The organism is Bacillus cereus group sp. BfR-BA-01379 (assembly GCF_022663605.1).
Classification (GTDB): domain Bacteria; phylum Bacillota; class Bacilli; order Bacillales; family Bacillaceae_G; genus Bacillus_A; species Bacillus_A mobilis.
In genome coordinates, this window is sequence record NZ_JAKUFT010000078.1 from 1 (window position 1) to 21,988 (window position 21,988).

The following is a 21,988-nucleotide window of genomic DNA, read 5'->3' on the forward strand; positions in this document are numbered from 1 at the left end:
CACACCCGTTCCCATACCGAACACGGAAGTTAAGCTCTCTAGCGCCGATGGTAGTTGGGACCTTGTCCCTGTGAGAGTAGGACGTCGCCAAGCAATTAAAAACACAAGTCTTTTGACTTGTGTTTTTTTGTGTTTTCAAACAGTACGTAAAAAGAAGTAATGATAATACAAACACGTTGCCCAAGGATTAATCATATTATATAAGAGGTTGATGTATATTTTTCTGTAAATTGTTAAGGAATAGGAGTATAAAATATGTCCATTTAAATTAGGGAGGGAAGGATATGAAATCAAAAAATGAAGTTTGTATTGTTTGTGAGACAGAAAGAAAAGAAGGGATATATGTTTATAATAATTTAATATGTTATGAATGTGAAAAAGATATGGTGAATACGGAGACAAATGATCCGAAGTATATATATTATTTAAAACAGCTTCGGAAATTAGAAGTATCATATTTTTAAATAGGCATATGCCTATTATTTTTTTTGTTCTGTATAATAGAGGAAGAATGAAATAATAAGGAAGAGATATAGATGAATCAAAATCGCATACCTTTATATGAGGCATTAATAGAGTTTAAAGAAAGAGGACCGTTGTCCTTTCATGTTCCAGGTCATAAAAATGGTTTAAACTTCCCTAGGGAGGCAGTAGAGGAGTTTGAAGATATACTATCTATCGATGTAACTGAGTTGTCAGGGCTGGATGATTTACATAGTCCATTTGAATGTATAGATGAGGCACAACAATTATTAGCTGATGTATATGAAGTGGAAAAAAGTTATTTTTTAATTAATGGTTCAACAGTAGGGAACTTAGCAATGATTTTGTCTTGTTGCGGGGAAAATGATATTGTTCTTGTACAAAGAAATTGTCATAAATCAATTATTAATGGTTTAAAATTAGCGGGAGCAAATCCAATTTTTTTAGATCCATGGATTGATGAAGCTTATAATGTACCAGCGGGAATTCATGATGAAGTTATTAAGGAAGCAATTGAAAAATATCCAAATGCTAAAGCACTCATTTTAACGCATCCTAATTATTATGGTATGGGGATGAATCTAGAGGCAAGCATCACTTATGCACATGCACATAAAATCCCCGTTTTAGTAGATGAGGCACATGGTGCTCATTTTTGTTTAGGGGGGGCATTTCCAAAGTCAGCATTAGCATATGGTGCAGATATTGTAGTTCATTCTGCACATAAAACATTACCCGCCATGACGATGGGATCTTATTTACATATAAATAGTCGCCTAGTGAAGGAAGAAAAAGTTTCTACCTATTTAAATATGCTACAATCGAGTAGTCCATCGTATCCAATTATGACTTCTCTTGATATTGCACGCTTTACAATAGCGCGTATAAAAGAAAAGGGACAGGATGAAATTGTCGAGTTTTTACGGGAATTTAAAGAAGAATTGTGTTCTATCCCACAAATAGCTATTTTACAATATCCATTACAAGACGAGTTAAAGGTTACCGTACAGACACGTTGTCAGTTATCAGGATACGAATTACAGTCTGTATTTGAAAAGGTCGGTATATATACAGAAATGGCGGATCCATATAATGTCCTATTTATTTTGCCCTTGCAAGTAAATAAGGAGTATATGAAGGCTATAGAGATGATCCGAGTGGTATTGCAATATTATGAGGTGAAAGACAAGAAGGAATCTATTCGTTATACTTATAAAGGAGAAATTTCTCCTTTACCGTATACATATAAACAACTGGAAGGATATGAAACAAAAGTAGTATCTGTAGAGGAAGCAGTTGGGATGATAGCGGCAGAAATGGTGATTCCGTATCCACCTGGAATTCCATTGATTATGTATGGGGAAAGAATTACTTCAGAACATAAAGAGCAAATTATGTATTTAGAGAAAGCAGGCGCTCGTTTTCAAGGCAGTACGAAATATATGAAAGTGTATGATATAGAAAGTGGGTTTTAGGATGAAGGGATTATTTGTAACAATTGAAGGTCCAGAAGGTTCTGGTAAGACAACGTTAATTCAAAGTTTATTGCCATACTTTGAACAAAAAGAACAAAAGGTAATGGCGACGAGAGAACCAGGTGGTATTGCGATTTCTGAGGATATTAGAACGATTTTACATAAACAAGAATACACGATGATGGAAGCACGTACAGAGGCGCTTCTGTACGCTGCTGCACGTAGACAACATTTGGTGGAAAAAGTTATGCCAGCACTTAACGAGGACTACCTTGTATTATGTGATCGTTTTATAGATAGCTCTTTAGCGTATCAAGGATATGCAAGAGGATTAGGTATGGATAAAGTATTTGAGATCAATCGTTTCGCAACAGAGGACTGTATGCCAAGTTTAACGATTTACTTAGACATTGAACCAGAGATTGGTTTAGCTCGAATTGAAAAAGATGCAGGACGTGAAGTGAATCGATTAGATATGGAAGATATCTCTTTCCATAAACGTGTGCGTGAAGGATATTTACAAGTTGTAGAACGTTTCTCGGATCGTATTGTATTAGTAAATGCTGATCAACCAATGGAAAAACTTATAGAAGAAGTTGTTCAGATTATAGAAGATAAATTGTTATAATAGAAGGAAAGAATGAAATAAGTGAGGTATGCATTATGACGAAGACGTGGGAGCAGCTTTCTGCTATACAACCCATCGGTGTAAAAATGTTGATGAATAGCATTGCAAAAGAGCGTATATCCCACGCTTACTTGTTAGAGGGAGGGAAAGGGACAGGAAAGTTTGCGACGGCAATTCAAATGGCAAAGAGTTTCCTCTGTTCTCAGCGGAATGGGGTAGAGCCTTGTCATGTATGTACAAATTGTAAGCGAATTGATTCAGGTAACCACCCGAACTTACATATTGTAAAACCAGACGGATTATCTATTAAGAAGCAACAAATTCATGATTTACAAGAAGAGTTTTCAAAAACAGGATTAGAAGCAAATAAAAAAGTATATATTATTGAGCACGCAGACCGTATGACAGCAAATGCAGCGAATACACTCTTGAAATTTTTAGAAGAACCAAGTAGTGATACAACAGCTATTTTACTTACTGAACAAAGTCATCAAATTTTAAATACGATTTTATCTCGCTGTCAAGTTGTTACATTTAGACCATTACCTACGGAATCTTTAATTAGAAGATTACAGGATGAAGGTATTACATCGTCTTTATCGACACTTGCTGCACAACTCACGAATAGTTTTGATGAAGCTTTAGCTTTATGTAGTGATGAATGGTTTGCACAAGCACGAGCTTTAGTGATAAAATTATGTGAAGCGCTCGAAAAGGATAAAGCCTCTATTTTTTTTGTACAAGAAAAATGGGGAAAACACTTTGGAGAGAAAGAACAATTACAGCAAGGTTTAGATATGTTACTCCTTATTTATAAGGATTTATTATATGTTCAACTTGGAGAAGAAGATCGTCTTGTTTTTCATGAGCAGAAAGAGATGTTTGAATCTTTCTCCTATGCTCAGAAGCGCATTGTATCAGCTCTCTTTAATATATTAGAGGCAAAAAATAGAATCAACGCTAATGTAAATGCGCAGCTTGTGTTCGAACAGTTAGTGTTGCGGTTGCAGGAGGGATGACCGTTTTGTATGATGTAGTAGGTGTTCGCTTTAAGAAGGCCGGAAAGGTATATTACTTTGATCCGAATCAGTTCGATATCTCTGAAAATGAGTTTGTAATTGTAGAAACAGTAAGAGGTATTGAGTACGGAAAAGTAGTTATTACCAAAAAGCAAGTTGATGAAAACGACGTTGTATTACCGCTAAAAAAGGTTATTCGTATTGCAAATGAAAATGATCGTACCATTGTTGAAGAGAACAAACATGCTGCGAAAGAAGCATATCAAGTTTGTCAGCAAAAGGTAGTAGAGCATAATCTTGATATGAAACTTGTAGATGTAGAGTATACGTTCGATCGCAATAAGATTATTTTCTACTTTACTGCGGATGGTCGGATTGATTTCCGCGAACTGGTGAAGGACTTAGCAGCAATTTTTAGGACAAGAATTGAACTAAGACAAATTGGTGTTCGTGATGAAGCAAAGATGCTTGGTGGTATTGGTCCATGTGGTCGTATGCTTTGTTGTTCTACTTTTTTAGGTGATTTTGAACCTGTATCTATTAAGATGGCAAAGGATCAAAATTTATCATTAAATCCTGCAAAAATCTCTGGTTTATGTGGTCGTTTAATGTGTTGCTTAAAATATGAGAATGATGAATATGAGGCAGCAAAGGAACAACTTCCTGATTTAGATCAACGTATACAAACCCCGCATGGTACTGGCCGTGTTATCGGATTAAATATTTTAGAAAGATTAATTCAAGTGGAACTAGTAGACAAGGAACGGATAGTTGAATATACGTTAGATGAGTTAGTGAATAAAGGGGTCGTTTCGAGTCAAACCACAGATTAATGAGGTGGGTGCTTGTGGAGAAAAAAGATATTTTTGCATCGGTTTCTAGTATGGAAGAGCAAATTGGACATTTATACAAACAGTTGGGAGAATTAAAACAACATCTTGCAGAGTTGTTGGAAGAAAACCAACATATAAAAATGGAAAATGAAAATTTGCGACACCGTTTTGAAGAAGTGCAGATTAAAGAAAAACAAAAAACTCAAAAACGTAAAGAAGTGAAGCCGAAGACAGCTGATATTGGTGAAGGCTACGATAATTTAGCAAGACTATATCAAGAAGGTTTTCATATTTGTAATCTACATTATGGAAGTGTACGTAAAGAGGGAGATTGTTTATTCTGCCTGTCATTTTTAAATAAAAAGTGAAATTACCTTTCCAATGATAATTGGAAAGGTAATTTTTTATACATGAGAGTAGAATGAAATATGTTTTTTATTAGTAGAAGGTGAAATAGGGTAGGTTAAGTGTAAGAAAAGGAGTAACATATGAATTTATATGAAGATGAACGTTTAGATTACTTATTAGCGCAAGATATGAAGATTGTACAAAGCCCATCAGTATTCAATTTCTCGTTAGATGCTGTTTTACTTGCAGACTTTGCTTGGGTACCAATTCAAAAAGGTAATTTACTTGATTTGTGTACAGGTAATGCAGTTGTGCCCCTTCTATTAAGCACAAGAACGAAAGGGAATATTACAGGTGTGGAAATTCAAGAACGTTTATATGATATGGGAATCAGAAGCGTTCAATACAATAAGTTAGAAGAAAGAATTTACTTAATACACGGGGATTTGAAAGATATGCCGGAGAAACTTGGACGTCATCAATATGACGTTGTCACATGTAATCCGCCTTATTTTCAAACACCTGCAACGTCTGAGAAAAATATGAATGAACATTTAGCGATAGCTCGTCATGAAATTATGTGTACATTAGAGGATGTTGTATCTGCAAGTAGTCAGCTAGTAAAGCAAGGCGGGAAAGTAGCATTTGTACATCGTCCAGGCCGTTTACTAGATATTGTTACATTAATGCGTAAATACAAAATTGAACCAAAACGTGTACGGTTTGTTTATCCAAAGGCAGGGAAAGAAGCAAATACGTTGTTAATTGAAGGAATTAAGGACGGAAACGCAGATTTAAAAATATTGCCACCTCTTTTTGTATATGAAGAAAATAATGAATATACAAAGGAGATTCGTTCAATTTTATATGGAGAAGAATAAGCATTGTTTTTATGTAGTAGAGTGCTCTGACGGAAGTTATTATGCTGGATATACAAATCATATAGAGAAGCGGATTCAGACGCACAATAGCGGAAAGGGAGCTAGGTATACGCGTGCTAGGCTTCCTGTTGTTTTAAAATATGTAGAATCTCATGAAGATAAGCGTACAGCGATGCAAGCAGAGTACTATTTTAAGCAATTAAATAGAAAACAAAAAGAAGAATATATGCAAAAAGGAGAACGCTATGTGGCAACAAAAAAGCTTTCAACAAAATGAAAAGGGAGTTTTATATTTAGTACCAACTCCTATTGGAAATTTAGAAGATATGACATTTCGTGCAATCCGAATTTTAAAAGAAGCTGATTTAATTGCTGCTGAAGATACGAGACAAACGAAAAAACTTTGTAATTACTTCGAAATTGAAACACCTGTTATGAGTTACCATGAGCATAATAAGGAAGTAAGTGGGAAGAAAATATTAGATAAGTTAGACGAAGGAAAGACAGTGGCACTTGTTAGTGATGCTGGTATGCCTTGTATTTCCGATCCAGGTTACGATATTGTTGTAGAGGCTGTAGCGGAACAGTATCATGTTATCCCGCTTCCTGGGGCAAATGCAGCCCTTACAGCATTAATTGCTTCAGGTCTTGAAACAAAACAATTTTATTTCTATGGATTTTTACAAAGAAATAAAAAAGAAAGAAAAATGGAGTTAGAGAAGCTTCGTTATGTACAAACTACAATGATGTTTTATGAAGCGCCTCATCGTTTAGATGATACTTTAATCTCAATGCAAGAAGTGTTGGGAAATAGGGAAATTGTATTATGTCGAGAGTTAACGAAAAAATTCGAGGAATTTATTCGTGGAACAGTCGAGGAAGCAATTGAGTGGACGAAACAAAATGAAGTTCGTGGCGAGTTTTGTATTTTAGTAGCTGGTTCAACGGAAGAACCTGTCCCAGAAGAACAATGGTGGGAATCTATTTCGGTATATGATCATATTGAACATTATATAAATGAAAAAGGTATGAATTCAAAAGAGGCGATAAAAACAGTCGCTAAAGATCGAGTTTTGTCGAAACGCGATGTATATCAAATCTATCATGTCGATAAAAAATAAGCTTCTCATAATTGAGAAGCTTATTTTGCTGTTTCGATATAATCTTGAAGTTCGTTTAAGATTTGCTCAGCGCCTTCTTTGCTTAAGATAATTTTACCTTCAGCTAAAGATAGGTTACCATCAGATACTTCACCAGTTACTTGGCAAGTCATGTTTGGCTTATATTTTTTTAAGATGATTTTCTCGTCATCAACGTAGATTTCAAGAGCATCCTTTTCTGCAATACCTAAAGTACGGCGTAATTCGATTGGAATTACTACACGACCTAATTCATCAACTTTACGAACGATACCAGTAGATTTCATAATTCTTTTCCTCCTAAAGAAATAGTTTATAAGTTTCGAGTCTATTTTCTAGATTCGTCATTTTTCGACAAAATACCCTATGGACATATGATACCAATCATTTACATTTCCGTCAATTCTTAAATTCTATATTTTTTAAAAAGATTTATAGATTTCTTACTTCTTATATATAATAGAATGCGAGTAATTTCTACTATTATTTAACTTTATTTTCTGAAAAAATTATAAATTGCAAGTGAGGATTGTATATTTTCTTGAAATATGAGTAATAGATGATAAAGGCACTAGGTATTAACTCGTTTTTTATCCCATGTTAACGAGTAGTAAGATTCCCACTTCAAAACTCGATTGGAGGAAAGAAGTCCAGTGTGGATCGGGCTGCTCGTAAAAGCCCGATTGGTACGGGCTAATAATCCGCGGGAGTGAACAAAGCCCCACAGATTAAAGTTTCACTTTATATATAAGTTTTTGATATACTGTTTATAAATACATATGAGGTTATCCGGGAGGTCCAAAACAATGACAGAGGAAAACAAGTCCTTTTATATTACTACCCCAATTTATTATCCAAGTGGAAAATTACACATTGGACATGCTTATACAACAGTAGCAGGAGATGCGATGGCACGATATAAGCGTATGCAAGGATATAATGTTCATTATTTAACAGGAACTGATGAGCATGGACAGAAGATCCAAAAGAAAGCAGAAGAATTAAACGTGACACCACAAGCATATGTGGATAATATCGTTGCAGGAATTAAAGAGCTTTGGGAGAAAATGGATATCTCTTATGATGATTTTATTCGTACAACTGAAGATCGTCATAAAGATGTTGTTGAAAAAATCTTCAAGCAACTAGTAGATCAAGGTGATATTTATCTTGATGAATATGAAGGTTGGTATTCTGTACAAGATGAGACATTCTATACAGCGCATCAATTAGTAGATCCAATTATGGAAGGTGACAAAGTAGTTGGAGGAAAAAGCCCAGATAGTGGTCATGATGTAGAACTTGTTCGTGAGGAATCGTATTTCTTTAGAATGGGTAAATATGTCGACAGACTATTAAAATTCTATGAAGATAATCCACATTTCATTCAGCCAGAGTCTCGCAAGAATGAAATGATTAATAACTTCATTAAACCAGGCTTAGAAGATTTAGCTGTTTCTCGTACTTCATTTGACTGGGGAGTTCGTGTTCCAGGCAACCCAAAACACGTTATTTACGTATGGGTTGACGCATTATCTAACTACATTACAGCATTAGGTTATGGAACAGAAAATCAAGAGATGTATAAGAAGTTCTGGCCGGCTGATGTGCATTTAGTTGGAAAAGAAATCGTTCGTTTCCATACAATTTATTGGCCAATCATTTTAATGGCATTAGACTTACCTCTTCCGAAAAAAGTCTTTGCTCATGGTTGGATTTTAATGAAGGATGGAAAGATGAGTAAGTCAAAAGGAAACGTAGTAGATCCAGTTACATTAATTGATCGTTACGGATTAGATGCATTACGTTATTACTTACTTCGTGAAGTTCCATTCGGATCTGATGGCGTATTCACACCAGAAGGATTCGTGGAGCGTATTAATTTCGATTTAGCAAATGACTTAGGTAACTTATTAAATCGTACAGTAGCTATGATTGATAAGTACTTTAACGGAGAAATCCCTGCATTTAAAGCGAATGTAACGGAATTCGATGAAACGTTAGTAACGTTTGCACAGGATACATTGAAAAAAGTAGAAGAAGCAATGGAGAATATGGAATTCTCTGTAGCATTAAGCTCAATTTGGCAACTGGTTAGCCGTACGAATAAATATATTGATGAAACACAACCTTGGGTACTAGCAAAAGATGAGAATGATCGTGAAAAGTTAGCTTCTGTAATGGCCCATTTAGCAGAAGTACTTCGTCAAACAGGTATTATGCTTATGCCATTCTTAACAGTAGCACCAAGCAAGATGTTTACTCAGCTTGGCCTTACTGATGAAGCACATAAGTCTTGGGAAAGTCTATCTACAGTTGGCTGTATTCCAGCTGGAACAAAAGTAGAAAAGGGACAACCAATTTTCCCACGCTTAGAAATGGAAGTAGAGGTAGAGTACATTAAAGAACAAATGAAAGCCTCTGCTCCTAAAGTAGAAGAGAAAAAAGAAGAAGAACCGAAGGCAGAAGAAATTACAATTGATGATTTCTTTAAAGTAGAATTACGCGTAGCTGAAGTATTATCTGCTGAGCCTGTGAAAAAAGCAGATAAGTTGTTAAAAATCCAGCTAGATTTAGGTACAGAAAAGCGTCAAGTTGTTTCTGGAATTGCAAAATTCTATTCGCCAGAAGACCTAAAAGGTAAAAAGGTTATTTGTGTAACAAACTTAAAACCTGTAAAACTACGCGGTGAATTATCACAAGGTATGATTTTAGCGGGTGAAGAGAATGGCGTATTGTCATTAGCAACAATCGACCAAAATCTACCAAACGGTACAAAAATTAAGTAATTAAGACAAGAAAAGAGATGTTTCACGTGTAACATGTGTGAAGCGTCTTTTTTCTTTTTACACTCTCAATTTTTGCATTAAGATTGTAGTATTGTTATCGTTAAGTTAGTAAAGAGCTTATTTGTGTAGAATAAACTTGATTTCAATATAAAAGGAGTTATGTATGATGTTGTTTGATACACATTCACATTTGAATGCAGAGCAATTTGAAGAGGATTTGCAAGAAGTTATTGCACGAATGAAAGAAGCAGGAGTTACTTATACAGTTGTTGTTGGTTTTGATGAAGTAACGATTAAAAAGGCGATTGAATTAGCTGAAACTTATGATTTTATTTATGCTGCAGTTGGATGGCATCCAGTTGATGCAATCGACATGACGGAAGAACATTTAGCTTGGTTAGAAGAACTTGCTTCCCATCCTAAAGTTGTTGCACTTGGAGAAATGGGCTTAGATTATCACTGGGATAAGTCTCCAAAAGAAATACAGAAGGAAGTATTCCGTAAACAAATTGCATTAGCGAAAAAAGTAAAATTGCCGATTATTATACATAACCGCGATGCAACTCAAGATATTGTTGATATTCTAGAAGAAGAGAATGCGGCTGAAGTGGGAGGCATTATGCATTGCTTTAGTGGCAGCGTAGAAGTAGCAGAGCGATGTGTTGATATGAACTTTTTAATTTCGTTGGGCGGACCAGTTACATTTAAAAATGCTAAGAAACCGAAAGAGGTTGCTGCGGAGATTCCGTTAGAGAAATTGTTAATAGAGACGGACTGTCCATATTTAACACCACATCCATTTCGAGGGAAACGAAATGAACCGAGTTATGTAAAACTCGTAGCAGAAGAAATTGCGAACTTAAAAGGGATTTCTTATGAGGAAGTAGCAGAAGTAACAACAAAGAATGCAAAAGCTTTATTTGGTGTTGAATAAAAAGGAGTGGGAGAACCCATTCTTTTTTTAGTTTTGTGAAAAAATAGCAGGAGTGATAGAGAAAATAAAGGTGAATGAGGAAGTGCTACAATAAGGAGAGAGAACAAAGTTTTGGACATTCTATTTTTTAAAATGTAAGAATGGGGAAAATAATAATGGAAAAGTCGTCATTTTTTTGTTTTACTAAGTAGAGACGAAACGAGTGTGGAGGCAAGCATGAAAATTAAAGAGATTATCGTTGTAGAAGGTAAAGATGATACAGTTGCGATTAAGCGTGCTGTTGATGCGGATACAATTGAAACGAACGGTTCAGCAATCGGTGATCATGTTATTGAGCAAGTTAAATTAGCGCTGCAAAAACGAGGCGTTATTATTTTTACAGATCCGGATTATCCTGGAGAGCGTATTCGGAAGATTATTTCTGATAAGGTTCCTGGATGTAAACATGCTTTTTTACCGAAGGAAGAAGCACTTGCTAAAAGGAAAAAGGGTGTCGGAATTGAACATGCTACTAATGAATCAATTCGCCGAGCTTTAGAGAATATACATGAAGAAATGGAAGCTTACACAAGTGAAATTAGTTGGAGCGATCTAGTCGATGCAGGCTTAGTGGGCGGAGAGATGGCAAAGAGTCGCAGAGAAAGAATGGGTAAGCTATTAAAGATTGGTTATACAAACGCAAAACAGTTACATAAACGTTTACAAATGTTTCAAGTTTCAAAAGAAGCATTTGCAGAGGCTTATAAGCAAGTCATACAGGAGGAAAGAAAATGAAGGATATCGCAACGCCAAATCGTACGAAAGATATTGTTGAAAAGTACGGATTTTCATTCAAAAAAAGTTTAGGACAAAATTTTTTAATTGATACGAATGTATTAAATCGTATCGTCGATCACGCTGAAATTGGTTCAGAAAGTGGTGCAATTGAAATTGGACCAGGTATCGGTGCGTTAACAGAACAATTAGCGAAGCGTGCTAAAAAAGTAGTGGCTTTTGAAATTGATCAAAGATTATTACCGATTTTAGATGAGACGTTAGCTCCGTACAACAATGTTACAGTTATCAATAAAGATGTATTAAAGGCAGATGTACATGAGGTGTTTAGTGAGCAATTTGAGGAAGGGCAAGATGTAATGGTAGTAGCTAATTTACCATACTATATTACAACGCCAATTTTATTTAAATTGCTGGAAGAGAAATTACCGGTTCGTGGATTTGTTGTTATGATGCAAAAAGAAGTCGGAGATCGTTTAGCTGCTAAGCCTGGAACGAAAGAATATGGTTCTTTATCCATTGCTATTCAGTATTATACAGAGGTAGAAACAGTTATGACTGTACCGCGTACAGTGTTTGTGCCACAACCAAATGTTGATTCTGCGATTATTCGTCTCCTGAAGCGTCCGAAACCAGTTGTAGAAGTAACAGATGAGACATTCTTCTTTGAAGTAGTACGAGCAAGTTTTGCACAACGTCGTAAAACTTTAATGAATAATTTATCAAATAATTTAAATGGTTTCCCGAAAGATAAAGAGTTGTTGGATCGAATTTTAACAGAAGTAGGAATTGATCCAAAACGAAGAGGCGAAACGCTATCTATCGAGGAGTTTGCAACATTAAGTAATGCATTAGTTCTTCATAAATTGTCATGAGAATAGAAAAGGGACAGTTCAACTTGAACTGTCCCTTTTGTCACCTTTCCGCCCCTACATTCATACTTTAAAAACAGGTAAGATGGCCTAACGAGTTTGGAGGTAGGAGAATGGTTTTACATGTTGGAGAATTAGTGGAACGATATTCTCATAATAGGGATATTCTTTTTCGTATTATAGAAATAAAAGGCGAGATAGCTATATTGTTTGGAGAGGAAATTAGACTGGTGGCAGACGCACCACTTGAAGATTTAATTAGTATAGATCAACGAGAACATAAAAAAAGAGCGAAGCGTGAGAAAGAAACGATGGAGCGTACGTATCGATTGTTTCAACAAGATTATGTATTAATGAAACAAAGGCACGAACACACTTCAACGGGTGGATATACAAGTGAGGTGAATTATTTTCAAATGCCGGGACGTGTATTGCATATAGATGGAGACCCGTTATATTTGCGCAAGTGCTTAGACTTATATAATAAAATTGGTGTTCCTGTACAAGGTATTCATTGTAAAGAAACAGAGATGCATGAAAAAGTAGTAGATTTAATAGATCATTTTCGCCCGGACATTTTAGTTATTACGGGGCACGATGCATATACAAAGTCAAAAGGTGTAAAGGGAGATTTAGCAGCATATAGACATTCAAGGCATTTTGTACAGGCTGTTCGAGAAGTGAGAAAAAAATATCCATCATTGGATCAACTCGTTATTTTTGCCGGGGCATGCCAATCACACTTTGAAGCATTAATTCGAGCAGGCGCTAATTTTGCTAGTTCACCATCTAGAATTAATATTCACGCACTAGATCCTGTATATGTGGTGGGTAAAATTAGTTTTACGTCATTTATGGAGAGAGTCAATGTATGGGATGTTGTACGTAATACGATTACCGGTGAAAAGGGACTTGGCGGGATTGAAACGAGGGGGATTTTACGAACTGGATTACCCTTTCAACATTATGAAGAATAAGCAAGGTACATATGTATCTTGCTTTTTTGTATGGAAAGGATTTAAATCAACTTGGATAAAAAGAGATAAGAACGCACAGACTACATAATGATACTTTTACAATATAGTATTTCTTCTATCTATTCGAACGCATAATGCTTTTATAATGATATTGCCTGTGAGTTGCGGTTAATAATTGGGATAGATATATCGTGTTTTAAGTGTTCACTCTAAATTACAGCGAGGTGTAACGAAGTATATGTCAAAACGTTTAGATGAAATTAAAAGCGAATTAGATCACCATCTTGGACAGAGACTGATGTTAAAGGCAAATAGTGGGAGAAGAAAAACAGTAGAACAATCAGGTGTACTTGCAGAAACGTACCGTTCTGTTTTTGTTGTACAATTGGATCAGCAAGAAGATGCGTTGCAACGTGTATCGTATAGCTATGCGGATGTTTTAACAGAAACAGTGGAGTTAACGTTTTATGGTGACCCTCATAATGAAGTGATTTTATAATTGATGTATCGTTACATATATTCCCACAAATGAAAAGCTATATTATTTTGCATACTAATTATACCGTAGCAAAATAAGGAGGGACTCTGCATTGAGTAGACGAAGAGGTGTCATGTCAAATCAATTTAAAGAAGAGCTTGCAAAAGAGCTAGGCTTTTATGATGTTGTTCAGAAAGAAGGCTGGGGCGGAATTCGTGCGAAAGATGCTGGTAACATGGTGAAACGTGCTATAGAAATTGCAGAACAGCAATTAATGAAACAAAACCAGTAGTTATAAGATACTTTCTATGCTACGGTAGCCGAGGAGTGATTCCTCGGCTTTTTGTACTCTAAAAGGTGCCATCATTTTACATAAGTAGTTTCATTCTGAATGCTTTTCGTTATAATTAGGGAAGTGTCATCGTCTTACTATAAATTTATGGTAAAATAAACGATAAAAGATTGAGTACATAGAGTGGGTGAATAGATTGAAGCTACTAGTGAAAGCACCAGCAAAGATTAATCTGTCGTTAGATGTACTGGGAAAAAGACAAGACGGATATCATGAAGTGAAAATGATTATGACAACAATTGATTTAGCGGATCGTTTAGAACTAATGGAATTAGCAGAAGACCGTATTGAAATTTTATCCCATAATCGGTATGTCCCAGACGACCAAAGAAATTTAGCTTATCAAGCAGCGAGATTATTAAAAGAGAAGTTTAATGTAAAAAAAGGCGTATCTATTACTATTGAAAAAACGATTCCAGTAGCAGCTGGATTAGCAGGTGGAAGTAGTGATGCAGCAGCGACATTACGTGGCCTTAATAAATTATGGAATTTAGGGCTTACAATTGACCAGTTAGCAGAGCTTGGCGCAGAAATTGGATCAGATGTATCGTTTTGCGTATATGGTGGGACAGCAATTGCCACTGGAAGAGGAGAGCAAATTGAGCACATAAAAACTCCGCCTTCGTGTTGGGTTATTTTAGCAAAACCCCATATTGGTGTATCTACTGCTGATGTGTATGGAAATTTAAAGTTAAATCGAGTTACACATCCAAATGTAGATAAAATGGTTGAGGTTATAAATGCCGGGGATTACAAAGGGATTTGTGACACTGTTGGTAACGTTTTAGAAGATGTAACATTTGCGATGCATCCTGAAGTTGCACGTATTAAGGCGCAGATGAAGCGATTTGGAGCGGATGCCGTATTAATGAGTGGAAGTGGCCCAACCGTATTTGGCCTGGTGCACCATGATTCGCGAATGCATCGTATATATAACGGATTAAAAGGATTTTGTGAACAAGTATATGCAGTACGTTTGTTGGGAGAGCGAGAAACGCTTGAATAAAGACGTATAATACGGTATGATTTGTTTAGAATATTCGTGATTTGAGGTGAGAGTATGAAAATTAGACGAAGTACAAGATTAGTCGATATGACGTATTACTTGTTACAAAATCCTCGTCAGCTAGTTTCTCTCACTTTTTTTGCTGAAAGGTATCAATCGGCTAAGTCTTCCATTAGTGAAGATTTAGTTATTATTAAGCAAACGTTTGAACAACAAGGGGTCGGCACATTGCAAACGATACCAGGAGCAGCAGGAGGAGTGAAATATATACCATATATAAGTGCGGAAGAGGCAGATCTCATTATTGGAGAGCTTTGTAGCCTATTTGAAAATCCAGGTCGTATTTTACCTGGTGGTTACTTATATATGACAGATCTTTTAAGTAATCCTCGTCATATTAATGGCGCAGGTCGTTTATTTGCTTCTGTTTTTGCTAGGCAACCAATTGATGCAGTTATGACGGTGGCAACAAAGGGGATTCCACTTGCTTATGCGGTGGCAAATTACTTAGATGTACCGGTAGTAATTGCAAGAAAAGATAATAAAGTAACAGAAGGCCCAACTGTTAGTATTAACTATGTATCAGGTTCTTCTAAGCGAATTCAAACAATGACGTTAGCAAAGCGTAGCCTTCCAGAAGGGTCAAATGTTTTAATTATTGATGACTTCATGAAAGCTGGCGGGACAATTCAAGGTATGATGAGTATGTTAGAAGAGTTTAAGGCTAATGTTGTTGGTATTGGTGTATTAGTAGAATCCACGGATATTGAAGAAAGACTAATTAATAATTTTGTATCATTAATTCGTCTATCAGAAGTTGATGTGAAAGAAAAAGCGATTCAAGTGGAAAAGGGAAATTATTCACTGGCACCATTTGATGAAGGGCTTGTAGAGGCTGAGTAAAAAGGTAAAGCGATCGCTTTATCTTTTTTTTATTCTATTTATAAATTATAAAATAGATGGACAAACTGCTTTTCGTGCACTATTTTTAAAGAGTAAAAATAAATAATAAAAGGGTGGAAAAATATGAAAGTTGTTCAAACAAGCAATGCACCACAAGCAATTGGACCATATTCACAAGGGATTATTGTAAATAATATGTTTTATAGTTCAGGACAAATTCCATTAACTGCAAGTGGAGAGCTTGTAGCGGGAGACGTGACAGTACAAACAGAGCAAGTATTTCAAAATTTACAAGCAGTATTAGAAGAAGCGGGTGCTTCATTTGATACAGTAGTAAAAACAACAGTATTCTTAAAAGATATGGATGATTTTAATGCTGTTAATGAAGTATACGGCTCTTATTTCTCTACTCATAAGCCAGCTCGTTCTTGTGTACAAGTAGCAAAATTACCGAAAGATGTTTCAGTTGAAATCGAAGTAATTGCCCTAGTTAAGTAGTTCTTTGTAAGCGATAACCTCCACTAATCTCTATATTCAATTACATTAAAAATTTTTATCTTAAAAATTTTTAAAAAATTAAAGGGAAAATAGAAAATTTGTGGAATTTATACAAATATATCGCTTATTTAGAAAAGGGTGGTGAACACAAGATGGAAGTGACTGACGTAAGATTACGCCGCGTAAACACAGAAGGCCGCATGAGAGCAATTGCCTCTATTACTCTAGACCATGAATTTGTTGTTCATGATATTCGTGTAATTGATGGTAATAATGGATTATTTGTAGCAATGCCAAGCAAACGTACTCCAGATGGAGAATTCCGTGACATTGCACATCCAATTAATTCTGGTACACGCTCTAAAATTCAAGATGCGGTTTTAACAGAGTATCATCGTTTAGGCGAGTTAGAAGAGGTTGAGTTTGAAGAAGCGGGTGCTTCGTAAAATTCGAATGAAAAGGGCTTTTTAAAGAAAGCCCTATAATTTTGTAACAAACTCCTGTAAGCATTTACAGGGGTTTGTTTTTTTTGTTTTTATATATTTTATGTACGGAAAATTCTGAATTCATAAAATTGAAGAGAAAAACTTCTAATTTTTTCAAAATCATTTTAAATAGTATAGCTTATTTCTTAAAAAAGATACTAAAGAGTAAAACATCGTATAAGAATTATGGTAAAATTTAATAGTTGAAATGTGTTTCTTGAAATATATGATGATTTAGGATAATATCGTTAATGGATAAATAGGTTGCGATGGAGGGTCTATATGTCAAACAGATTTGCAGTGATTCTAGCTGCAGGTAAAGGCACACGTATGAAGTCTAAGCTATACAAAGTGCTTCATCCTGTATGTGGAAAACCTATGGTACAACATGTTGTCGATCAAGTATCTCAATTAGGATTGCAGAAACTTGTAACAGTCGTAGGACATGGTGCTGAAATGGTACAAGAACAGCTAGGAAACGTAAGTGAGTTTGCATTACAAGCAGAACAACTTGGTACAGCGCATGCTGTAGATCAAGCTGCAAATGTACTTGCAAATGAAGAAGGAACAACTTTAGTTATTTGTGGTGATACGCCGCTAATAACTGCTGAAACGATGGAAGCATTGCTTCAGCAACATAAAGAAGCAGGGGCAATGGCAACGGTGCTAACAGCTTACATAGAAGAACCTGCTGGATATGGTCGTATCGTTCGTAATGAGAATGGTCATGTTGAAAAGATTGTTGAGCATAAGGATGCAAATGAGAAAGAATTAGCTATTAAAGAAATCAATACAGGTACGTATTGTTTTGATAATAAAGCTTTATTCGCTTCACTTTCTAAAGTTTCAAATGATAACGTACAAGGTGAATATTACCTGCCAGATGTTATTGAGATTTTAAAAAATGAAGGTCATATTGTATCGGCTTATCAAACAGAGCACTTCGATGAAACGTTAGGTGTTAACGACAGAGTCGCTCTATCGCAAGCGGAAATTATTATGAAAAACCGTATCAACCGAAAGAACATGGTAAATGGTGTTACGATTATTGATCCAAGTAACACGTATATTTCTGCTGATGCAATTATCGGTAGTGATACAGTTCTTCATCCAGGAACAATTATTGAGGGGAATACTGTAATTGGTTCTGATTGTGAAATTGGACCGCATACAGTAATTCGCGATAGTGAAATTGGAGATCGTACGACAATTCGTCAATCTACTGTACATGATAGTAAACTGGGTAAAGAAGTATCGGTTGGTCCATTTGCACATATTCGCCCAGATTCAGTTATTGGAGATGAAGTACGCGTTGGAAACTTCGTAGAAATCAAAAAAACTGTTTTTGGTAATAGAAGTAAAGCTTCACACTTAAGTTATATCGGGGATGCACAAGTTGGAGAAGACGTGAATCTTGGTTGTGGTTCAATTACGGTGAACTATGACGGTAAGAATAAATTCAAAACTGTGATTGGTAACGGGGTATTTATTGGATGTAATTCAAACCTTGTTGCTCCTGTAACAGTTGAAGATGGTGCTTATGTGGCAGCAGGCTCTACAATTACAGAGAATGTTCCATCAAAAGCATTATCTGTAGCACGTGCGCGTCAAGTTAACAAAGAAGACTATGTTGATCAATTGCTGAATAAGAAAAAATCATAATGTGGAGGGTTAATCTAGATGTCGACTCAATATCTAAATTCTAATTTGAAAGTATTCTCTTTAAACTCTAATAAGGAACTTGCTGAGCAAATTGCAAAGCACATTGGAGTAGGACTAGGAAAATGTTCTGTTGATCGTTTTAGTGATGGAGAAGTTCAAATTAACATTGAAGAAAGTATCCGTGGTTGCGATGTATTCATTATTCAATCTACAAGCTTCCCAGTAAACGAACATATCATGGAATTACTTATTATGATCGATGCATTAAAGCGTGCATCTGCAAAAACAATTAATATTGTTATTCCTTACTATGGTTATGCGCGTCAAGACCGTAAAGCGCGTTCTCGTGAACCAATTACATCGAAACTTGTAGCAAACTTGCTTGAAACAGCAGGTGCAACTCGTGTAATCACTCTAGATTTACATGCTCCACAAATTCAAGGGTTCTTTGATATCCCAATTGACCACCTAATGGGTGTACCGATTCTTTCAGATTACTTTGAAACAAAAGGTCTTAAAGATATCGTAATCGTGTCACCTGACCATGGTGGGGTAACTCGTGCTAGAAAAATGGCAGATCGCCTAAAAGCACCAATCGCTATTATTGATAAGCGTCGTCCTCGTCCGAACGTATCAGAGGTAATGAACATTATCGGTAATATTGAAGGTAAAACAGCAATTTTAATTGATGACATCATTGATACAGCTGGTACAATTACATTAGCAGCAAACGCTCTTGTTGAGAACGGTGCTTCTGAAGTATATGCTTGCTGTACACACCCAGTATTATCTGGTCCAGCAATTGAGCGTATCCAAAACTCAAATATTAAAGAGTTAGTTGTAACGAACTCTATCGTATTACCGGAAGAGAAGAAAATCGACAAAGTACATGAACTTTCAGTTGCTCCATTAATCGGAGAAGCAATCATTCGTGTATACGAAGAAGAATCTGTAAGTGTATTATTCAATTAATTGGATAGAATGAGACGTAACCAAGATTGGTTACGTCTTTTCGTATCGAAAAAAGAAAGTAGTGGTACAAGAATGAAATTGATAGTAGGACTTGGGAACCCGGGTAGAGAATATGAATTAACAAGGCATAATATTGGATTTATGGCAATTGATGAACTCGCAAAGCGTTGGAATATTTCTTTGAATGAACAAAAATTTAAAGGAGTATTTGGTGCAGGATTTGTTAATGGAGAAAAAGTAATCTTATTAAAGCCACTTACATATATGAATTTATCTGGGGAAAGTATTCGTCCACTCATGGATTACTATAAAATTGATGTTGAGGACTTCGTTGTTCTGTACGATGATTTAGACATTCCTGTAGGTAAATTACGCCTTCGTATGAAAGGTAGTGCTGGTGGACATAATGGTGTGAAATCAACAATTTCACATTTAGGAACACAAGAGTTTCAACGCATTCGTATGGGAATTGATCGTCCAAAAAATGGAATGAAGGTAGTAGATTACGTATTAGGACGTTTTACATCGGAAGAAATTCCTGATGTGGGTCATTCTATTGAAAAAGCAGCGGATGCATGTGAAGAATGGTTAAATAAACCTTTTCTTCAAATCATGAATACCTTCAATAGTTAAGGGTATGATTGGGAATATTTTGTTTTATTTTTACCCATACTAGTAGTAATTGGATTTTTAGGAGGCTAGTATGGAAGGGTATTATTATTGCAGACACTGCGGGAGTAATGTAGGCTCCGTTACTGCAGAAAAAGTATATAGCGACGTTTTATTTCAACTAACAGAGCAAGAAGTAGTAGAGATGATTCATTTTCATGAGAATGGAAATATATATATACAAACGATTTGTGAATCGTGTCAAGAAACGCTCGCATCTTATCCTGAGTATTATGAATATGAAAAATTTCTGCAATAAAATGTTGTCGCTTTGGCATGTCCAAAGCATTTTTCTGTTTTCTTTTTCCGAAATATTTGCATAAAATATAGTGGCTTGCTCTTTATGTTGAGAGGGGTTTTGAAAATGATAGGTTTATTAGAGCAATTTTATAAAAATGAAGAGATCCAATCGGTTATTAATGGATTAGAAGATGGTTTAAAAGAACAGCTTGTATCAGGTATGGCAACCTCTTCTCGTTCGTTATTAATAGCGGCCTTATATAAAAAAACAAAAAAATCACAACTTATTGTGACGCATAATTTATATCAAGCGCAAAAAGTACATGAAGATTTAGTGGCGTTACTTGGTGAAAAAGATGTGTGGCTATACCCAGTAAATGAATTGATAGCATCAGAAATTGGTGTTGCAAGCCCAGAATTGAAGGCGCAACGTATTGAAGTATTGAATCGTTTGGCTGCAGGAGAGAATGGGATTATTGTAGCGCCGGTTGCAGGACTACGCAGATTTTTACCAATGAAAGAATTGTGGAAGCAAAGGCAAATCGAAATTAATCTAGGGCAAGAGATTGATTTAGATACATTCTTGCATACTTTACATCATATTGGTTATGAGCGTAAGTCGATGGTAGAAGCTCCTGGGGAATTCAGTTTGCGCGGGGGAATATTAGATATTTATCCATTAACTGAAGAGTTACCATTTCGTATTGAATTTTTCGACACAGAAGTTGATTCTATTCGATTATTTGATGTGGATGAACAACGCTCTCAAGATAAAAAAGACAGTGTTAGATTTGGTCCAGCAACAGAGTTTTTATTTTCACAGGAAGAATTGAAGTCGGGAATTAAGCGTCTTGAGGAAGGCTTGACTAAGACGATGCAAAAACTTTCCGATGATAAATTGAAGACTACAGTGCTTGAGACGGTAAGTCATGAAATTGAGATGTTAAAAAACGGGCAAAGTATAGAACAGATGTTTAAATATTTATCTATTTTCTATAACGAACCTGCTAGTCTGATAGATTATTTACCAGAAGATGGTATTGTAATTTTAGATGAGATTTCCCGTATTCAAGAAACAGCATCACATCTTGAAACGGAAGAGGCGGAATGGTATATATCACTTCTTGGTGAGGGAACAATTATTCAAGATTTATCTTTCTCGCACTCGTTTGAGGAATTTCTTCATCATAAAAAAAGAAGTTTTGTATATTTAACGTTATTCTTACGTCACATAGCACATACACATCCGCAAAACATTGTGAATGTGACATGTAAAACAATGCAAGATTTCCATGGACAGATGCAGTTGTTGAAAACTGAAATTGATAGATGGAACGAAGGGCATTTTACGACTGTTGTGCTCGGAACTGATGATGAACGTGTAAAAAAACTACAACATATTTTAAGTGATTATGATATTGAGGCAGATATCGTAGAGGGCACAGATATATTATTGCCTGGAAGGTTACAAATTGCTGTAGGTGATTTACATGCAGGATTTGAAATGCCGATGCAAAAGCTTGTTGTTATTACTGAAAAAGAGCTTTTTCATAAGAAAGTTAAAAAATCAC

At 35.7% G+C, this 21,988-nt stretch carries 26 protein-coding genes and 1 rRNA gene; 26 read left to right on the plus strand and 1 reads right to left on the minus strand.

What is annotated here, in order from left to right; genetic code table 11:
• The 10 genes from rrf to rsmI form a co-directional block, all read left to right on the plus strand.
• Nucleotides 1-93 (plus strand): 5S ribosomal RNA (rrf, locus tag MR113_RS22545); the annotation flags it as partial.
• 191 nt (nt 94-284) lie between these two features.
• Nucleotides 285-464 (plus strand): sigma factor G inhibitor Gin, encoded by a 180-nt coding sequence (locus MR113_RS22550; RefSeq protein WP_061678926.1) that lies wholly within the window; start codon nt 285-287, stop codon nt 462-464.
• 72 nt (nt 465-536) lie between these two features.
• Nucleotides 537-1,958: an aminotransferase class I/II-fold pyridoxal phosphate-dependent enzyme gene (locus MR113_RS22555; protein ID WP_242256939.1), complete on the plus strand. Its 1,422-nt coding sequence runs from the start codon at nt 537-539 to the stop codon at nt 1,956-1,958.
• A gap of 1 nt (nt 1,959) precedes the next feature.
• On the plus strand, nt 1,960-2,586 hold the full coding sequence (gene tmk / locus MR113_RS22560; RefSeq protein ID WP_061678924.1) for a dTMP kinase: 627 nt from the start codon (nt 1,960-1,962) through the stop codon (nt 2,584-2,586).
• Nucleotides 2,587-2,621: 35 nt separating this feature from the next.
• Nucleotides 2,622-3,605, plus strand: a complete 984-nt coding sequence (gene holB, locus MR113_RS22565) for a DNA polymerase III subunit delta' (RefSeq protein ID WP_242256940.1) — start codon at nt 2,622-2,624, stop codon at nt 3,603-3,605.
• Between the two features lie 5 nt (nt 3,606-3,610).
• Nucleotides 3,611-4,438 (plus strand): PSP1 domain-containing protein, encoded by an 828-nt coding sequence (locus tag MR113_RS22570; protein ID WP_000272429.1) that lies wholly within the window; start codon nt 3,611-3,613, stop codon nt 4,436-4,438.
• 14 nt (nt 4,439-4,452) lie between these two features.
• Nucleotides 4,453-4,806, plus strand: coding sequence for a DNA replication initiation control protein YabA (gene yabA, locus MR113_RS22575; protein WP_000412055.1), 354 nt, complete (start codon nt 4,453-4,455; stop codon nt 4,804-4,806).
• A 120-nt stretch (nt 4,807-4,926) separates the two neighbouring features.
• Nucleotides 4,927-5,667 carry a tRNA1(Val) (adenine(37)-N6)-methyltransferase gene (locus tag MR113_RS22580; RefSeq protein ID WP_242256941.1) on the plus strand — a complete coding sequence of 247 codons (741 nt, stop codon included), beginning with the start codon at nt 4,927-4,929 and terminating at the stop codon, nt 5,665-5,667.
• A complete protein-coding gene (locus MR113_RS22585; protein ID WP_000414345.1) occupies nt 5,654-5,944 on the plus strand; it encodes a GIY-YIG nuclease family protein in 291 nt (96 codons plus the stop codon). The genes MR113_RS22580 and MR113_RS22585 overlap by 14 nt, the downstream gene beginning before the upstream one ends.
• A complete protein-coding gene (rsmI, locus tag MR113_RS22590) occupies nt 5,913-6,788 on the plus strand; it encodes a 16S rRNA (cytidine(1402)-2'-O)-methyltransferase (RefSeq protein WP_242256942.1) in 876 nt (291 codons plus the stop codon). Before MR113_RS22585 ends, rsmI begins: the two co-directional genes overlap by 32 nt.
• Nucleotides 6,789-6,808: 20 nt before the next feature.
• Here the strand turns inward: rsmI and MR113_RS22595 are convergent, their stop codons facing one another.
• Nucleotides 6,809-7,093, minus strand: coding sequence for an AbrB/MazE/SpoVT family DNA-binding domain-containing protein (locus MR113_RS22595; RefSeq protein ID WP_000843036.1), 285 nt, complete (start codon nt 7,091-7,093; stop codon nt 6,809-6,811).
• Nucleotides 7,094-7,612: 519 nt separating this feature from the next.
• Here MR113_RS22595 and metG point away from each other — a divergent pair.
• From metG to MR113_RS22675, 16 genes are all read left to right on the plus strand, one after another.
• Entirely contained in the window at nt 7,613-9,595 is a 1,983-nt protein-coding gene (metG, locus tag MR113_RS22600; protein ID WP_242256943.1) for a methionine--tRNA ligase, read from the plus strand.
• Nucleotides 9,596-9,761: 166 nt separating this feature from the next.
• Nucleotides 9,762-10,529 (plus strand): TatD family hydrolase, encoded by a 768-nt coding sequence (locus MR113_RS22605; protein ID WP_061678920.1) that lies wholly within the window; start codon nt 9,762-9,764, stop codon nt 10,527-10,529.
• 216 nt (nt 10,530-10,745) lie between these two features.
• Nucleotides 10,746-11,303: a ribonuclease M5 gene (rnmV, locus tag MR113_RS22610; protein ID WP_242256944.1), complete on the plus strand. Its 558-nt coding sequence runs from the start codon at nt 10,746-10,748 to the stop codon at nt 11,301-11,303.
• A complete protein-coding gene (gene rsmA, locus MR113_RS22615; RefSeq protein WP_064475151.1) occupies nt 11,300-12,178 on the plus strand; it encodes a 16S rRNA (adenine(1518)-N(6)/adenine(1519)-N(6))-dimethyltransferase RsmA in 879 nt (292 codons plus the stop codon). Before rnmV ends, rsmA begins: the two co-directional genes overlap by 4 nt.
• Nucleotides 12,179-12,288: 110 nt before the next feature.
• Nucleotides 12,289-13,152: a sporulation peptidase YabG gene (gene yabG, locus MR113_RS22620; RefSeq protein WP_000242870.1), complete on the plus strand. Its 864-nt coding sequence runs from the start codon at nt 12,289-12,291 to the stop codon at nt 13,150-13,152.
• A gap of 238 nt (nt 13,153-13,390) precedes the next feature.
• Complete coding sequence (gene veg, locus MR113_RS22625) at nt 13,391-13,651, plus strand: biofilm formation stimulator Veg (RefSeq protein WP_000044347.1); 261 nt, start codon at nt 13,391-13,393, stop codon at nt 13,649-13,651.
• A 91-nt stretch (nt 13,652-13,742) separates the two neighbouring features.
• Complete coding sequence (gene sspF, locus MR113_RS22630) at nt 13,743-13,922, plus strand: acid-soluble spore protein SspF (RefSeq protein ID WP_001985066.1); 180 nt, start codon at nt 13,743-13,745, stop codon at nt 13,920-13,922.
• 196 nt (nt 13,923-14,118) lie between these two features.
• Nucleotides 14,119-14,988, plus strand: a complete 870-nt coding sequence (gene ispE, locus MR113_RS22635; protein ID WP_242256945.1) for a 4-(cytidine 5'-diphospho)-2-C-methyl-D-erythritol kinase — start codon at nt 14,119-14,121, stop codon at nt 14,986-14,988.
• 54 nt (nt 14,989-15,042) lie between these two features.
• Entirely contained in the window at nt 15,043-15,891 is an 849-nt protein-coding gene (gene purR, locus MR113_RS22640; RefSeq protein WP_061678916.1) for a pur operon repressor, read from the plus strand.
• A 123-nt stretch (nt 15,892-16,014) separates the two neighbouring features.
• Entirely contained in the window at nt 16,015-16,389 is a 375-nt protein-coding gene (locus tag MR113_RS22645; protein ID WP_097905083.1) for a RidA family protein, read from the plus strand.
• A gap of 152 nt (nt 16,390-16,541) precedes the next feature.
• A complete protein-coding gene (gene spoVG, locus MR113_RS22650) occupies nt 16,542-16,835 on the plus strand; it encodes a septation regulator SpoVG (protein ID WP_000454041.1) in 294 nt (97 codons plus the stop codon).
• 321 nt (nt 16,836-17,156) lie between these two features.
• Complete coding sequence (gene glmU, locus MR113_RS22655; RefSeq protein WP_242256946.1) at nt 17,157-18,536, plus strand: bifunctional UDP-N-acetylglucosamine diphosphorylase/glucosamine-1-phosphate N-acetyltransferase GlmU; 1,380 nt, start codon at nt 17,157-17,159, stop codon at nt 18,534-18,536.
• A gap of 18 nt (nt 18,537-18,554) precedes the next feature.
• Complete coding sequence (locus MR113_RS22660; protein ID WP_000107420.1) at nt 18,555-19,508, plus strand: ribose-phosphate diphosphokinase; 954 nt, start codon at nt 18,555-18,557, stop codon at nt 19,506-19,508.
• A gap of 72 nt (nt 19,509-19,580) precedes the next feature.
• Complete coding sequence (gene pth, locus MR113_RS22665) at nt 19,581-20,141, plus strand: aminoacyl-tRNA hydrolase (RefSeq protein WP_080000234.1); 561 nt, start codon at nt 19,581-19,583, stop codon at nt 20,139-20,141.
• Between the two features lie 70 nt (nt 20,142-20,211).
• Nucleotides 20,212-20,436, plus strand: coding sequence for an anti-sigma-F factor Fin (locus MR113_RS22670; protein ID WP_000399442.1), 225 nt, complete (start codon nt 20,212-20,214; stop codon nt 20,434-20,436).
• A gap of 105 nt (nt 20,437-20,541) precedes the next feature.
• The coding region (locus MR113_RS22675) for a transcription-repair coupling factor family protein (protein WP_472927138.1) at nt 20,542-21,988 on the plus strand (1,447 nt) is incomplete at its 3' end.